Origin of the sequence: Aquipseudomonas ullengensis (genome assembly GCF_014174475.1) — a bacterium.
GTDB lineage: Bacteria > Pseudomonadota > Gammaproteobacteria > Pseudomonadales > Pseudomonadaceae > Aquipseudomonas > Aquipseudomonas ullengensis.
Map to the genome: position 1 here is coordinate 214023 of NZ_JACJUD010000007.1, position 14651 is coordinate 228673.

The 14651-nt window shown below is 59.9% G+C and carries 11 protein-coding genes and 3 tRNA genes; 13 read left to right on the forward strand and 1 reads right to left on the reverse strand.

The window, feature by feature from the left end:
- Nucleotides 1-175: 175 nt before the first annotated feature.
- The 4 genes from H3H51_RS19295 (at nt 176) to H3H51_RS19310 (ending at nt 4516) form a co-directional block, all read left to right on the forward strand.
- Nucleotides 176-1315 carry a homogentisate 1,2-dioxygenase gene (locus H3H51_RS19295; RefSeq protein WP_183090698.1) on the forward strand — a complete coding sequence of 380 codons (1140 nt, stop codon included), beginning with the start codon at nt 176-178 and terminating at the stop codon, nt 1313-1315.
- Between the two features lie 84 nt (nt 1316-1399).
- Nucleotides 1400-2383, forward strand: a complete 984-nt coding sequence (locus H3H51_RS19300; RefSeq protein ID WP_183090699.1) for a fumarylacetoacetate hydrolase family protein — start codon at nt 1400-1402, stop codon at nt 2381-2383.
- The gene (maiA, locus tag H3H51_RS19305) at nt 2373-3032 is read left to right on the forward strand and encodes a maleylacetoacetate isomerase (protein WP_183090700.1); all 660 of its coding nucleotides are present in this window, start codon (nt 2373-2375) and stop codon (nt 3030-3032) included. The genes H3H51_RS19300 and maiA overlap by 11 nt, the downstream gene beginning before the upstream one ends.
- A 74-nt stretch (nt 3033-3106) precedes the next feature.
- Entirely contained in the window at nt 3107-4516 is a 1410-nt protein-coding gene (locus H3H51_RS19310) for an amino acid permease (protein ID WP_183090701.1), read from the forward strand.
- Nucleotides 4517-4573: 57 nt separating this feature from the next.
- Here the strand turns inward: H3H51_RS19310 and folD are convergent, their stop codons facing one another.
- A complete protein-coding gene (gene folD, locus H3H51_RS19315) occupies nt 4574-5428 on the reverse strand; it encodes a bifunctional methylenetetrahydrofolate dehydrogenase/methenyltetrahydrofolate cyclohydrolase FolD (protein WP_183090702.1) in 855 nt (284 codons plus the stop codon).
- A 268-nt stretch (nt 5429-5696) separates the two neighbouring features.
- On the opposite strand from folD, the gene H3H51_RS19320 reads away from it, so the two are divergent.
- The 9 genes from H3H51_RS19320 to H3H51_RS19360 all read left to right on the forward strand — a co-directional run bounded on the left by H3H51_RS19320 (nt 5697) and on the right by H3H51_RS19360 (nt 14587).
- Nucleotides 5697-5773: transfer RNA gene (locus H3H51_RS19320), tRNA-Arg, on the forward strand.
- A 31-nt stretch (nt 5774-5804) separates the two neighbouring features.
- Nucleotides 5805-5880 (forward strand) — tRNA-His (locus H3H51_RS19325).
- A 57-nt stretch (nt 5881-5937) separates the two neighbouring features.
- Nucleotides 5938-6022 (forward strand) — tRNA-Leu (locus H3H51_RS19330).
- Nucleotides 6023-6161: 139 nt separating this feature from the next.
- Entirely contained in the window at nt 6162-7472 is a 1311-nt protein-coding gene (gene tig / locus H3H51_RS19335; protein ID WP_183090703.1) for a trigger factor, read from the forward strand.
- Between the two features lie 90 nt (nt 7473-7562).
- Nucleotides 7563-8204, forward strand: a complete 642-nt coding sequence (gene clpP, locus H3H51_RS19340) for an ATP-dependent Clp endopeptidase proteolytic subunit ClpP (protein ID WP_183090704.1) — start codon at nt 7563-7565, stop codon at nt 8202-8204.
- A gap of 109 nt (nt 8205-8313) precedes the next feature.
- Nucleotides 8314-9594, forward strand: a complete 1281-nt coding sequence (gene clpX / locus H3H51_RS19345) for an ATP-dependent Clp protease ATP-binding subunit ClpX (RefSeq protein WP_183090705.1) — start codon at nt 8314-8316, stop codon at nt 9592-9594.
- A gap of 147 nt (nt 9595-9741) precedes the next feature.
- Entirely contained in the window at nt 9742-12138 is a 2397-nt protein-coding gene (gene lon / locus H3H51_RS19350; protein WP_183090706.1) for an endopeptidase La, read from the forward strand.
- Between the two features lie 134 nt (nt 12139-12272).
- Nucleotides 12273-12545: a nucleoid-associated protein HU-beta gene (gene hupB / locus H3H51_RS19355; RefSeq protein WP_003239952.1), complete on the forward strand. Its 273-nt coding sequence runs from the start codon at nt 12273-12275 to the stop codon at nt 12543-12545.
- Between the two features lie 182 nt (nt 12546-12727).
- Complete coding sequence (locus H3H51_RS19360; protein WP_183090707.1) at nt 12728-14587, forward strand: SurA N-terminal domain-containing protein; 1860 nt, start codon at nt 12728-12730, stop codon at nt 14585-14587.
- Nucleotides 14588-14651: the final 64 nt, after the last annotated feature.

Sequence of the window (14651 nt, forward strand, 5' to 3'; positions counted from 1 at the left end):
TAACCGTCATTCCCGCGCAGGCGGGAATCCAGAGTGCACAGCACCTGGGCTCCCGCCTGCGCGGGAGCGACGGGTAAATGATTGTTCAGCGTTCTCCTGGCTCGGGTCCAGGAAGCGTATTGGCGCCAAATCCGCCCTGCATAGGTGGTTGGCGTTGCGAACCGAGGAGATGTACATGAGCCGAAAATGGATCAGCTTCCCCCTGCGCGAGGGTGACTGTTCGCGCCAGGCGCACTGCGATTTCCCGCAGGACACCTACGAACGCGAGATGGGCCGCGAGGGCTTCTTCGGCCCGGTGACCCACCTGCACCACAAGCACCCGCCCACCGGCTGGGTCGACTGGCAGGGGCCGTTGCGCCCGCACGCTTTCAACTTTAACGACATCGCCAGCGAGCGCGACTGCCCGCTACAGGCACCACTGACCCTGCACAACGCCGATGTGCAATTGCGCATCTGGAAGACCAACGGCGCCATGCGCCACCTGGTGCGCAACAGCGACGGCGACGAGCTGCTGTTCGTCCATGAGGGCGCCGGGCATTTCTACTGCGACTTCGGCCACCTGGAGTACCGCGACGGCGACTACCTGATGGTCCCGCGCGGCACCGCCTGGCGCATCGAGGCCATGCAGCCGACCTTCATGCTGCTGATCGAGAACACGGACGGCGCCTACATGCTGCCGGATAAGGGCCTGGTCGGCCCGCAGGCGATCTTCGACCCGGCGGTGCTGGAGCATCCGCGCCTGGACGAGGCGTTCAAGACGCAGCAGGACGAAAACCCCTGGCAGGTGCGGATCAAGCGGCGCAACCAGATCAGCACCGTGACCTTTCCCTACAACCCGCTGGACGTGGTCGGCTGGCATGGCGACAACACCGTGGTGCGCCTCAACTGGCGCGACATCCGCCCGCTGATGAGCCACCGCTACCACCTGCCGCCGTCGGCGCACACCACCTTCGTCGCCAACGGCTTCGTCGTTTGCACCTTTACCCCGCGCCCGGCCGAGAGCGATCCGGGCGCGTTGAAGGTGCCGTTCTTCCACAACAACGACGACTACGACGAAGTGCTGTTCTATCACCGTGGCAACTTCTTCAGCCGCGACAACATCGAGCAGGGAATGGTGACCTTCCACCCCTGCGGCTTTCCTCACGGGCCGCATCCCAAGGCGTTGAAGAAAGCGCAGAGCGATCCGGCGACCTTCATCGACGAGGTGGCGGTGATGATCGACACCCGACGCGCGCTGGAGGTTGGTGAGGCGGCTGCGGGGGTGGATGTAGCCGAATACGTGAACTCCTGGCGGGCGCCAGGCAAACAAGGCTGAACCTGCATGGGTAGGAGCCAGCTTGCTGGCGATCGCCAGCAAGCTGGCTCCTACAGACGTGCGCCGAACTGACGGAATCCGATTATGAAACTCGCATCACTCAATCAAGGCCGCGACGGCGTGCTGCTGGTGGTTTCCCGCGACCTGACCCGAGCGGTCAAGGTGCCGCAGATCGCCGCCACCCTGCAGGCCGCGCTGGATGACTGGTCGATCAAGGGCCCGCACCTGGAAGCCATGTACCAGCGGCTCAACGACGGCCTCTGCGAAGACGCCTTCGTCTTCGATCAATCTGACTGCCACAGCCCGTTGCCGCGCGCCTACCACTGGGCCGACGGCAGTGCCTACGTCAACCACGTCGAGCTGGTGCGCAAGGCCCGTGGCGCGGAAATGCCGGAGAGCTTCTGGCACGACCCGCTGATGTACCAGGGTGGTGCGGACAGCTTCATCCCGCCGCACAGCCCGATCCAGCTGGCTGACGAGGCCTGGGGCATCGACCTGGAGGCCGAGCTGGCGGTGATTACCGATGACGTGCCGATGGGCGTCAGCGCTGCCGAGGCCGCCGGGCACATTCGCTTACTGATGCTGGTCAACGACGTGTCGCTGCGCAACCTGATCCCCGGCGAACTGGCCAAGGGCTTCGGTTTCTACCAGAGCAAGCCGTCGTCGAGTTTCTCGCCGGTGGCAGTGACCCCGGATGAGCTCGGCGAGGCCTGGAAGGATGGCAAGGTGCATCGGCCTCTGGTCTCGCACATAAACGAGCAGCTGTTCGGCCAGCCGGATGCCGGCACCGACATGACCTTCAACTTCCCGACCCTGGTCGCCCACGCGGCCAAGACCCGGCCGCTGGGCAGCGGCACCATCATCGGCTCGGGCACTGTGTCCAACTACGATCGCAGCGCCGGTTCTTCCTGCCTGGCGGAGAAACGCATGCTGGAAATCGTCGAGCAGGGTGAGGCGCGCACGCCGTTCCTAAAGTTCGGCGACCGCGTGCGTATCGAGATGTTCGACGCTGCCGGGCAGAGCATCTTCGGCGCCATCGACCAGGCGGTGGAGCGCTATGAGCAGTGAGTTGACGCTCTACGGCTACTGGCGCTCCAGCGCCGCCTACCGGGTACGCATTGCCCTCAACCTCAAGGGTTTGGCTTATCGCCAGGTGCCGGTGCATCTGCTCAAGGATGGTGGCGAACAGCATGCGCCCGAGTACCGCGCGCTGAATCCGCAGGGCCTGCTGCCGCTGCTGGTCGACGAGGGCGGTGGCGGGGTGCGCATTGCCCAGTCGCTGGCGATTCTCGAATACCTGGATGAAGTCTTTCCGGTGCCGGCGCTGCTGCCGGCCGACTCGGTGCAGCGGGCCCAGGTGCGCGCGCTGGCGCTGCATATCGCTTGCGACATCCACCCGCTGAACAATCTGCGCGTGCTGCAGTACCTGTCGGCTGAGTTGGGTGTGGCAGACGAGGCCAAGAGCGACTGGTACCGGCATTGGCTGGATACCGGGCTGGCAGCGGTGGAGCAGGGGCTGGCAGTGCTGTCCGGTCGTCTGTCGCTGGGCCAGCGCCCTGGTTATCTGGAAGCCTGCCTGATTCCGCAGGTGTACAATGCGCGGCGTTTTAACTGTGACCTCAATGCGTACCCACGCATTCTCGATATTGTCGCCCGTTGCGAACCTCTCGACGCCTTTGCCAAGGCCGCGCCGGAGGTGCAGGCAGACGCGCAGTAACGGCCTTGCATTCCGCTGCGCCACAAGCGCGGCGGGTCCGATCCCGTCACAGATAAGAACAAACAGGTGACGTAATGACCCGCGAAACACTGCACACAGGCCCGCTCAGCCGCGGCCTGAAGAATCGCCATATCCAGCTGATCGCCCTGGGTGGCGCCATCGGCACCGGCCTGTTCCTCGGTTCGGCCGGGGTGCTGCAAAGCGCCGGCCCGTCGATGATCCTCGGCTACGCCATTGGCGGCTTCATCGCCTTCCTGATCATGCGCCAGCTCGGTGAAATGATCGTCGAGGAGCCGGTTGCCGGCTCCTTCAGCCACTTCGCCCATGCCTATTGGGGCCGCTTCGCTGGCTTCCTCTCGGGCTGGAACTACTGGGCGCTGTATGTGCTGGTCGGCATGGCCGAGCTCACCGCGGTAGGCAAGTACGTGCAGTACTGGTGGCCGGAAGTCCCCACCTGGGCCACGGCTGCGGCCTTCTTCGTGATGATCAACCTGATCAACCTGACCAACGTCAAAGCCTTCGGTGAAACCGAATTCTGGTTCGCCATCATCAAGGTGGTGGCGATCATCGGCATGATCCTGCTCGGTTGCTACCTGCTGTTCAGCGGGGCGGGCGGCGAGCAGGCGTCGATCACTAACCTGTGGAGCCATGGCGGGTTCTTCCCCAACGGGATCACGGGTCTGGTGATGATGATGGCGATCATCATGTTCTCCTTCGGTGGCCTGGAGCTGGTCGGTATCACGGCCGCAGAAGCCGCCGAGCCACGAAAGGTGATCCCCAAGGCGATCAACCAGGTGGTCTACCGCATCCTGATCTTCTACATCGGCGCGTTGACCGTGCTGCTCTCGCTGTACCCGTGGGACAGCCTGGTGGCGAGCCTGAACGCTGGCGGGGACTCATACGGCAGCAGCCCGTTTGTGCAGATCTTCTCGCTGATTGGCAGTGATGCCGCCGCCAATATCCTCAATTTCGTGGTGCTGACTGCAGCGCTGTCGGTCTACAACAGCGGCGTGTACTGCAACAGCCGCATGCTCTACGGCCTGGCAGAGCAGGGCGATGCACCGAAAGCGCTGATGAAGGTCAACCAGCGCGGCGTGCCGGTGCTGGCCATTGCCCTGTCGGCAGCGGTGACGCTGCTCTGTGTGGTGGTCAACTACGTGCTGCCGCAAAGTGCGCTGGAGCTGCTGATGTCGCTGGTGGTCGCTGCGCTGGTGATCAACTGGGCGATGATTAGCCTGACCCACATCAAGTTCCGCAAGGCCATGCAGGCCAAGGGTGTGGAGCCAGGCTTCAAGGCCTTCTGGTTCCCTTTTGCCAACTACCTGTGCCTGGCGTTTGTGGTGTTCATCCTTGGCGTGATGCTGTTCATCGACGGTATTCGCATGTCGGTCTACGCCATTCCGGTGTGGCTGCTGTTCATCTGGGTTTGCTATCGCCTCAAGCAATCCCGCGCCGTGCCGGTGGCGGGCTCCAGCGTCAGCTGAATGCACCGCCCATGAAAAAGGCCGCTCGTGAGCGGCCTTTTTTCTTTCCAGAGCGGCTTACGCGTGCAAGTGCTCTGCGGCGTACAGCGTGTTCTCCAGCAGGCAGGCACGGGTCATCGGGCCGACACCGCCCGGAACTGGGGTGATCCAGCCGGCGCGCTCGGCCGCGGCGTCGAACTCCACATCGCCCACCAGCTTGCCATCGGCCTGGCGGTTGATGCCGACGTCGATGACGATGGCGCCTGGCTTGATCCACTCACCCTTGACCAGGCCCGGCTTGCCGGCGGCCACGACCACCAGGTCGGCATTGGCCAGGTGGCCGGGCAGATCCTTGGTGAAGCGATGGGTCACGGTCACAGTGCAGCCCGCCAGTAGCAGTTCCATCGCCATCGGCCGGCCGACGATGTTGGACGCGCCGACGATCACTGCATTGAGGCCGTGCGGGTCGACGCCGGTGCTTTCCAGCAGGGTCATGATGCCTTTCGGCGTGCACGGGCGCAGCAGCGGGATGCGCTGGGCCAAGCGGCCGACGTTATAGGGGTGGAAACCGTCCACGTCCTTGTCCGGGTTGATTCGCTCGAGCAGCTGCGAGGCATCCAGATGGGCTGGTAGCGGCAATTGCACGAGGATACCGTCGATGGCGTTGTCGCGATTGAGCTGATCGATCAGCAGCAGCAGTTCGCCTTGGGTGGTGTTGGCCGGCAGGTCATGGGCTACGGAGACGAAACCGACTTCTTCGCAGTCCTTGCGCTTGTGCGAGACATAAACCTGGGAGGCGGGATCGCTGCCAACCAGGATCACGGCCAGGCCAGGCGCACGCAGGCCTTGTTGGCGGCGCTCGGTCACGCGCTGGGCAATCTGCTGGCGCAGGTTGGAAGCTATGGTTTTGCCGTCGATCAGTTGTGCGGTCATGACGCTTGGTTAACCATCGGAAGGGAGTGAAAAAGGGTGCTTATTCTCGCACGGTAGGGCAATGGGGCAAAGGCGCCAGCCGGCGAATTTCCTGTAACTCCTTTATCTCGCTGAATTTTTTTAACTTTTAGTGTTGACGGTATGGTGACGCCTATATAAGATTCGCCCCGCTTGTCGAGCACAGCCAGTCGCTGGGTAAGATGGCAAAAGCGAAGCCTTCGGGCCAAGCCGAAGCCTAAGCTTCAAGTCTGCGCTAGCAGATGAACAAGCGCCCGTAGCTCAGCTGGATAGAGCATCCGCCTTCTAAGCGGATGGTCGCAGGTTCGAGTCCTGCCGGGCGTGCCATCTGGCAGTCAGGCACAAGCATCGCAATATGGTGGGCGTAGCTCAGTTGGTAGAGCACAGGATTGTGGCTCCTGGTGTCGTGGGTTCGATTCCCATCGTCCACCCCATATTCGAGAAAACGCCAGGTCGCTAGACCTGGCGTTTTTGTTTCAGAGCTTGACCACGCGGACGTGGTGAAATTGGTAGACACACCAGATTTAGGTTCTGGCGCCGCAAGGTGTGAGAGTTCGAGTCTCTCCGTCCGCACCATCTTTCTTTTCTTCCTTTATATATCTCGCCGTTCCTGCGCCTTTTCCGCAGGTGACTTCTGCTATTCGACCCACTAGAATGCATGCCCTTGATTCTGGGCCTGAACGGCCGTCTTACGTCTGTGCAACGAGGAATATCCATGCAAGTTTCTGTTGAAAGCACCTCCGCTCTTGAGCGCCGCATGACCATCGGTGTCCCGGCCGAGCGCATCGAGACTGAAGTGACCAAGCGTCTGCAACAGACTGCGCGTCGTGCCAAGGTCCCTGGCTTCCGCCCCGGCAAGGTGCCGATGAGCGTAATCCGTCAGCGTTACGAAGACTCCGCTCGCCAGGAAGCCCTGGGTGATCTGATCCAGTCCACTTTCTACGAAGCCATCGTTGAGCAGAAGCTGAACCCGGCCGGTGCTCCGGCTGTTGAGCCGAAAGCATTCGAGAAAGGCAAGGATCTGGAATACGTTGCCACCTTCGAAGTGTTCCCTGAGTTCCAGGTTGGCGGCCTCGACAGCATTGCTATCGAGCGCCTGCAGGCTGACGTGAGCGATGCCGACGTCGACAACATGCTGGAAATCCTGCGCAAGCAGAACACCCGTTTCGAAGCGGCCGAGCGTGCTGCCGAGAATGGCGATCAGCTGAATATCGACTTCGTTGGCAAGATCGACGGTGAAGCCTTCGCTGGTGGTTCCGCCAAAGGCACCCAGCTGGTGCTGGGCTCCGGTCGCATGATCCCAGGCTTCGAAGACGCCCTGGTTGGCGTTAAAGCCGGTGAAGAGCGCGTAATCAATCCGACTTTCCCGGCTGATTACCAGAATCTCGAGCTGGCCGGCAAAACTGCCGAGTTCACCATCACTGTGAACAGCGTTTCCGCCCCGCAACTGCCGGAGCTGAATGACGAGTTCTTCGCTCAGTTCGGTGTCAAGGAAGGCGGTCTGGAAGGTTTCCGTGCCGAAGTTCGCAAGAACATGCAGCGCGAGCTGCGCCAGGCGATCAAATCCAAGGTCAAGAACCAGGTAATGGAAGGTCTGCTGACCGCCAACCCGGTTGATGTGCCGAAGGCCCTGATCAGCAACGAAGTCGATCGTCTGCGTGTGCAGGCCGTGCAGCAGTTCGGTGGCAACATCAAGCCGGATCAACTGCCGGCCGAGTTGTTCGAAGAGCAAGCCAAGCGCCGCGTTGTGCTGGGTCTGATCGTCGCTGAAGTGGTTAAGCAATTCGAGCTGAAGCCGGACGACGCCCGCGTACGCGAGCTGATCGAGGAAATGGCTTCTGCCTACCAAGAGCCTGAGCAAGTTGTGGCTTGGTACTACAAGAACGACCAGCAGCTGAACGAAGTGCGTTCGGTTGTACTGGAAGAACAAGTTGTAGATACTGTTCTGCAGAAGGCCAAAGTGACTGATAAAGCGGTCTCCTACGAAGAAGCGGTCAAGCCGGCGGAAGCTCCGCAAGCAGCCTGATCCGTCGCCTCGTTCGAGCACACCATAAGCCAGCCCTCGTGCTGGCTTATGCGTATTTGAGACATGACTATTAGGGAGAGATCGCTGGACATGTCGCGTAATTCATATATGCAGCAAATGCCTGACATCCAAGCCGCCGGTGGCCTCGTGCCCATGGTGATCGAGCAATCTGCCCGCGGCGAACGTGCCTACGACATCTATTCCCGCCTGCTGAAAGAGCGGGTGATCTTCCTGGTTGGTCAGGTTGAGGACTACATGGCCAACCTGGTGGTTGCCCAGCTGTTGTTCCTTGAGGCCGAGAACCCGGACAAGGACATCCACCTGTACATCAACTCCCCGGGCGGCTCCGTGACTGCAGGTATGTCGATCTACGACACCATGCAGTTCATCAAGCCGGACGTGTCGACCATTTGCATCGGCCAAGCCTGCAGTATGGGCGCGCTGCTCCTGGCGGGTGGTGCGGCCGGCAAGCGTTCCTGCCTGCCGCATTCGCGCATGATGATTCACCAGCCGCTGGGCGGCTTCCAGGGGCAGGCTTCGGATATCGAGATCCATGCCCGGGAAATTCTCACCATCCGTGAGCGCCTGAACAAGATTCTTGCCGACCATTGCGGGCAGCCGATCGACGTGATCGCCCGTGATACTGATCGCGACAATTTCATGAGCGCTGATGATGCGGTCAAATACGGCCTCATCGACCAGGTTCTGAACAAGCGTCAGGTGGCTGGCTAATCTGCTGTAGCGGTGGACGGTCGGGTATGCCCGGCTGTCCTGCGGGCTTGAAAATGCCTGCAATTGCCTCCATCTTGTGTTTCATGCCTACCGTATTTGGATCGATCGAATGACTGACACCCGCAACGGCGAGGACAACGGCAAGCTGCTTTATTGCTCCTTCTGTGGCAAAAGCCAGCATGAAGTGCGCAAGCTGATCGCCGGTCCCTCCGTATTTATCTGCGACGAGTGCGTCGACCTGTGCAATGACATCATCCGCGAGGAGGTGCAGGAAGCCCAGGCCGAGAGCAATGCGCACAAATTGCCCGCGCCAAAAGAAATCAGCGGCATCCTGGATCAGTACGTCATCGGTCAGGAGCGCGCCAAGAAGGTGCTCTCCGTAGCGGTTTATAACCACTACAAGCGCCTTAATCAGCGCGACAAGAAAGATGACGTCGAGCTGGGCAAGAGCAATATTCTGCTGATCGGGCCAACCGGCTCGGGCAAGACCTTGTTGGCTGAAACGCTGGCCCGTCTGCTCAATGTGCCGTTCACCATTGCCGACGCCACTACCCTGACCGAAGCCGGTTATGTGGGTGAGGACGTCGAGAACATCATTCAGAAGCTGCTGCAGAAGTGCGACTACGATGTCGAAAAAGCCCAGATGGGTATTGTCTACATCGATGAAATCGACAAGATTTCGCGCAAGTCGGACAACCCGTCGATCACCCGTGATGTCTCGGGTGAGGGCGTGCAGCAAGCCTTGCTGAAATTGATCGAAGGCACTGTTGCTTCTGTTCCTCCGCAAGGTGGGCGCAAGCATCCACAGCAGGAATTCCTGCAGGTGGATACCCGCAACATCCTGTTCATCTGCGGTGGTGCGTTCTCCGGTCTGGAGAAGGTTATCCAGAATCGTTCGACCAAGGGTGGCATTGGCTTCACGGCTGAGGTGCGTAGCAAGGAAGCCGGTAAGTCGGTTGGTGCATCCCTGCGCGAAGTCGAGCCGGATGATCTGGTGAAGTTCGGCCTGATCCCTGAGTTCGTCGGCCGTCTGCCGGTGATCGCGACCCTCGAGGAGCTGGATGAGGAAGCGCTGATGCAAATCCTCACCGAGCCGAAAAACGCGCTGACCAAGCAATACGGCAAGTTGTTCGAAATGGAAGGCGTGGATCTGGAGTTCCGTCCGGATGCGTTGAAGGCTGTCGCCCATCGTGCGCTGGAGCGCAAGACTGGTGCCCGTGGCCTGCGCTCGATTCTCGAAGGTGTACTGCTCGACACCATGTACGAAATCCCCTCGCAGTCTGATGTCAGCAAGGTGGTTATCGATGAGAGTGTTATCGCTGGTTCTTCCAAGCCGCTGCTGATCTATGAAAATAGTGAGCCGCCGGCCAAGGCTGCGCCTGACGCGTAATGCTAGATACCTGATGAAACAAAGGGCCCTGCGGGGCCCTTTGCTTTTCTGCCTTTCTCGCTTGTTTTTTCTGGGGGGCGGCCCCATCTTAGGGTCAAGGGTACTCCCGTCCGATTACGGCCAAATGGCCGCCGTAGAGCTGAAATCATGAAGACAACCATCGAATTGCCTCTCCTGCCATTGCGCGATGTTGTGGTCTATCCACACATGGTCATTCCGCTATTCGTAGGCCGTGAGAAGTCCATCGAGGCCCTCGAGGCTGCGATGACTGGTGATAAGCAGATCCTCTTACTGGCCCAGCGCAACCCGGCAGACGATGATCCGGGCGAGGATGCGCTTTACCGGGTCGGTACCGTGGCGACGGTGCTGCAGCTGCTGAAACTTCCGGATGGCACGGTAAAGGTGCTGGTGGAAGGTGAGCAGCGCGGTGCTATTGAGCGCTTTATCGAGGTTGACGGCCATTGCCGTGCCGAGGTGCAGCTGATCGATGAGCAGGAAGTGGCTGAGCGCGAGTCGGAAGTCTTCACGCGCAGCCTGCTGAGCCAGTTCGAACAATATGTGCAACTGGGCAAGAAGGTGCCGGCCGAGGTTCTGTCCTCGCTGAACAGCATCGACGAGCCGAGTCGCCTGGTCGATACCATGGCCGCGCACATGGTGCTGAAAATCGAGCAGAAGCAGGAAATTCTCGAAATCACCGAATTGCCGTCGCGGGTCGAGCATGTGCTGGCCCTGCTGGATGCAGAAATCGACCTGCTGCAGGTCGAGAAGCGCATCCGTGGCCGGGTGAAGAAGCAGATGGAGCGCAGTCAGCGCGAGTACTACCTGAATGAGCAGATGAAGGCCATTCAGAAAGAGCTGGGCGATATCGATGAAGGGCACAACGAAGTCGACGAGCTGAAAAAGCGCATCGACAACGCCGGTTTGCCCAAAGAGGCGTTGACCAAGGCCAATGCCGAGCTGAACAAGCTCAAGCAGATGTCGCCGATGTCTGCCGAAGCGACAGTGGTGCGCTCCTATATCGATTGGCTGGTGAATGTGCCGTGGAAGGCCGAGAGCAAGGTGCGCCTGGATCTGACCAAGGCCGAGGATATCCTCGATGCCGATCACTACGGCCTAGAAGAGGTCAAGGAGCGCATCCTTGAGTATCTCGCTGTGCAGAAGCGGGTGAAGAAGCTCAAGGGGCCTGTGCTGTGCCTGGTAGGGCCGCCTGGCGTGGGTAAAACCTCGCTGGCTGAGTCGATCGCGAGGGCCACCAACCGCAAGTTCGTGCGCATGGCCTTGGGCGGCGTGCGTGACGAGGCTGAGATCCGTGGCCATCGCCGCACCTATATCGGCTCCATGCCCGGGCGTCTGATCCAGAAGATGACCAAGGTGGGCGTACGCAACCCGCTGTTTCTGCTCGACGAAATCGACAAAATGGGCAGCGACATGCGTGGAGATCCGGCTTCGGCGCTGCTGGAAGTGCTGGATCCGGAGCAAAATCACAACTTCAACGACCATTACCTGGAGGTTGATTACGACCTTTCGGATGTGATGTTCATCTGTACCGCCAACTCGATGAATATCCCGGGGCCGCTGCTCGATCGGATGGAAGTCATTCGTCTGCCCGGTTACACCGAGGACGAGAAGGTCAATATCGCGGTCAAGTACCTGACGCCCAAGCAAACCGAGGCCAATGGCCTGAAAAAGGGTGAGATCGAGTTCGAGGAGGCTGCTATCCGCGACATCGTGCGCTACTACACCCGTGAAGCGGGTGTGCGCAGTCTGGAGCGGCAGATTGCCAAGGTCTGCCGCAAGGCGGTGAAGGAGCATGCAAAGGAAAAGCGTTTCAAGGTGTTGGTGACTGCCGATCTGCTTGAGCATTTCCTCGGTGTGCGTCGCTACCGTTACGGTCTGGCCGAACAGCAGGATCAGGTCGGCCAGGTAACCGGTCTGGCCTGGACTCAGGTGGGTGGCGAACTGCTGACCATCGAAACTGCGGTGGTGCCGGGCAAGGGCCAACTGATCAAGACTGGTTCGCTCGGCGATGTCATGGCCGAGTCCATGACTGCTGCTTTGACGGTGGTGCGTAGTCGCGCGAAAAGCCTGGGTATCCCCTTGGATTTCCACGAAAAACGCGATGTACACATCCATATGCCGGAAGGGGCTACGCCGAAGGATGGGCCGAGTGCAGGTATCGGTCTGTGCACTGCGCTGGTCTCTGCGCTGACGCAGATTCCTGTGCGGGCCGATGTGGCCATGACTGGCGAGATCACTTTGCGTGGTCAGGTGTTGGCTATCGGTGGTCTGAAAGAGAAGCTGCTGGCTGCTCATCGTGGCGGAATCAAGACCGTGATCATTCCCGAGGAAAATGTTCGCGATCTGAAGGAAATTCCAGAGAATATTAAGCAAGACCTGACCATTAAGCCGGTTAAATGGATTGACGAGGTCCTGCAAATTGCGCTGCAATACGCCCCGGAGCCCTTGCCCGATGCGGCTCCCGAGATGGTTGCAACGGATGAGAAACGCGAGTCTGATTCCAAGGAGCGAATCAGCACGCATTAGGCCGAAGGGTTCCTTGACACAATTTTCGAGCCCTTGTTATAAAGCGGCTCTTATGTGTCGGCTGGCCCTTCAGCACCCGCTTTGCTTACACCCAACTACTAAGAAACAACTCAACAGAAATAAGGGGACTTAGATTGAACAAGTCGGAACTGATCGATGCCATCGCTGCATCTGCTGATATCCCGAAAGCTGTTGCTGGCCGCGCGCTGGATGCAGTGATCGAATCCGTCACTGGCGCTCTGAAGGCTGGTGATTCCGTGGTACTGGTTGGCTTCGGCACCTTCGCCGTTAAAGAGCGCGCTGCTCGCACCGGCCGTAACCCGCAGACCGGCAAGCCGATCAGCATTGCTGCTGCCAAGATCCCAGGCTTCAAAGCTGGTAAAGCCCTGAAAGACGCCGTCAACTAAGCGTCTCTCTGGCCTTACCTGCCAGGTCGGTTAGCCCGGCTTGGTTGTGGGGCGGAGGGTCGCTAAAACCTCTTCGCTCCATTAGTTACGAGAAGGCGCATCCTAGGATGCGCCTTTCTTTTATCCGGATTCTTTTTACCCACGCTGCATAGCGGTTTCAGTGCAGACGTTTCGGGGGATGCATGCTGCAGAACATCAGGGACAACTCTCAGGGCTGGATTGCCAAGACCATCATCGGCGTTATTGTCATGCTGATGGCGCTGACCGGCTTCGATGCGATCGTCCGCTCGACTGGCCATGCCGGTGAAGCTGCCGAAGTAAACGGTGAAAAAATCACCCTGGACAGCTTGAATGGCGCCGTGGAAATGCAGCGTCGCCAACTGATCCAGCAGTTCGGCAAGGACTTCGATGCTTCCCTTCTGGACGACAAACTGCTGCGCAAGTCGGCACTCGACAACCTGATTCAGCAGAACCTGCTGCTGCAGGGGGCCAAGGACTCCGGTATGGCTTTTGCCGATACCGCAGTGGATCAGTTGATCCTGAGCATGCCGCTGTTCCAGGTCGACGGGAAATTCAATGCTGACCGTTTCGATCAGATGCTGCGTCAGCAGGGTTTCACCCGCCTCCAGTTTCGTGAGCGCCTGAAGCAGGACGTACTGATCAGCCAGCTGCAGGCCGCACTGGCCGGTAGCAGCTTCGTGACTGACGCCGAGTTGCAGGCTTTCGTGCAGCTCGAGAAGCAAACTCGCGACTTCGCCACCCTGACGCTGAAGGCCGACAATGAGGCCGTGCAGATCAAGGATGAAGAGCTCAAGGCTTATTACGACGAGCATCCTGATCAGTTCATGAGTCAGGAGCAGGTAGTGCTCGACTACATCGAGCTGAAGAAGAGCGCGTTCTTCGACCAGGTCAGCGTCAATGACGAAGACCTGCAGGCTAGCTACAAGCAGGAAGTTGCCGCCCTGGCTGAGCAGCGCCGCGCGGCGCACATTCTGCTGGAAGTCAGCGACAAGCTGACTGACGAGCAGGCCAAGGCCAAGCTGGAAGAAGCCAAGCAGCGCATCGACAAGGGTGAGGATTTCGCCAAGCTGGCCAAGGAGCTGTCGCAGGATGCCGGTTCGGCAGCCACCGGTGGCGATCTCGGTTTCGCTGCGCCAGGCGTGTATGACCCGGACTTCGAGAAGGCGCTGTATGCGCTGAACAAGGGCGAAGTCTCTGCCCCGGTACGCAGCCAGTTCGGCTGGCACCTGATCAAGCTGCTGGATGTGCAGGCACCGGAAGTGCCGACCTTCGCCAGCCTGAAGGGCAAGCTGGAGCATGACCTCAAGGCGCGCCAGGTCGAGCAGCGTTTCGTCGAGGCCACCAAGGCTCTGGAAGATGCCGCCTACGAGGCATCCGATCTAGCCCAGCCAGCTCAAGATCAAGGTCTGCAGGTGCAAACCAGCGCCGCTTTCGGTCGCGAAGGTGGTAGCGAGGGTGTGACGGCTAATCGTCAGGTGGTGCAGGCTGCTTTCAGCAGCGATGTGCTGGAAGATGGTGCCAACAGCGGTGCTATCGAGCTCGACCCGGATACCGTTGTGGTATTGCGCGTCAAGGAGCACAAGAAGCCTGAGCTGATGCCGCTGGAGCAGGTTGTTGCGGGTATTCGCGAGACTCTGACCAAGCAGAAAGCCAACGAGGCGTTGAAGGTCAAGGGCGATGCCCTGCTGGCTGATCTGCGTGACGGCAAGGCTGCCGCCAGCCAGGACTGGAAAGTGGTGGAAGCTGCTACGCGTAGCCAGGAAGGTGTCGAGCCGGTCGTTCTGCAGGCTCTGTTCCGCATGCCGAAGCCGACCGACAAGGCGCCGACCTTCGCCGGTGTGAGCCTGAACAGTGGCGACTTCGTGCTTGTACGTCTGGACGGTGTGAGCGAAGCGAAGGCTGAGATGTCTGCCGAAGAGAAGGCCAATGCCCGTCGCTACCTGGCCTCGCGTATTGGCCAGCAGGACTTCAGCGCGTTCCGCAAACTGCTGGAAGCCCAGGCTGATATCGAGCGTTACTAAGGGTGAGCAACCCCATCGAGAGATGGGGTTGGCTGCAAATAAAAAAGGCCGCTGAGAAGCGGCC

Excerpts from the sequence above, each read along its gene's own strand:
- H3H51_RS19295 (WP_183090698.1), top strand. The coding sequence starts at position 176 with ATGAGCCGAAAATGGATCAGCTTCCCCCTGCGCGAGGGTGACTGTTCG.
- H3H51_RS19300 (WP_183090699.1), top strand. The coding sequence starts at position 1,400 with ATGAAACTCGCATCACTCAATCAAGGCCGCGACGGCGTGCTGCTGGTG.
- maiA (WP_183090700.1), top strand. The coding sequence starts at position 2,373 with ATGAGCAGTGAGTTGACGCTCTACGGCTACTGGCGCTCCAGCGCCGCC.
- H3H51_RS19310 (WP_183090701.1), top strand. The coding sequence starts at position 3,107 with ATGACCCGCGAAACACTGCACACAGGCCCGCTCAGCCGCGGCCTGAAG.
- folD (WP_183090702.1), bottom strand. The coding sequence starts at position 5,428 with ATGACCGCACAACTGATCGACGGCAAAACCATAGCTTCCAACCTGCGC.
- tig (WP_183090703.1), top strand. The coding sequence starts at position 6,162 with ATGCAAGTTTCTGTTGAAAGCACCTCCGCTCTTGAGCGCCGCATGACC.
- clpP (WP_183090704.1), top strand. The coding sequence starts at position 7,563 with ATGTCGCGTAATTCATATATGCAGCAAATGCCTGACATCCAAGCCGCC.
- clpX (WP_183090705.1), top strand. The coding sequence starts at position 8,314 with ATGACTGACACCCGCAACGGCGAGGACAACGGCAAGCTGCTTTATTGC.
- lon (WP_183090706.1), top strand. The coding sequence starts at position 9,742 with ATGAAGACAACCATCGAATTGCCTCTCCTGCCATTGCGCGATGTTGTG.
- H3H51_RS19360 (WP_183090707.1), top strand. The coding sequence starts at position 12,728 with ATGCTGCAGAACATCAGGGACAACTCTCAGGGCTGGATTGCCAAGACC.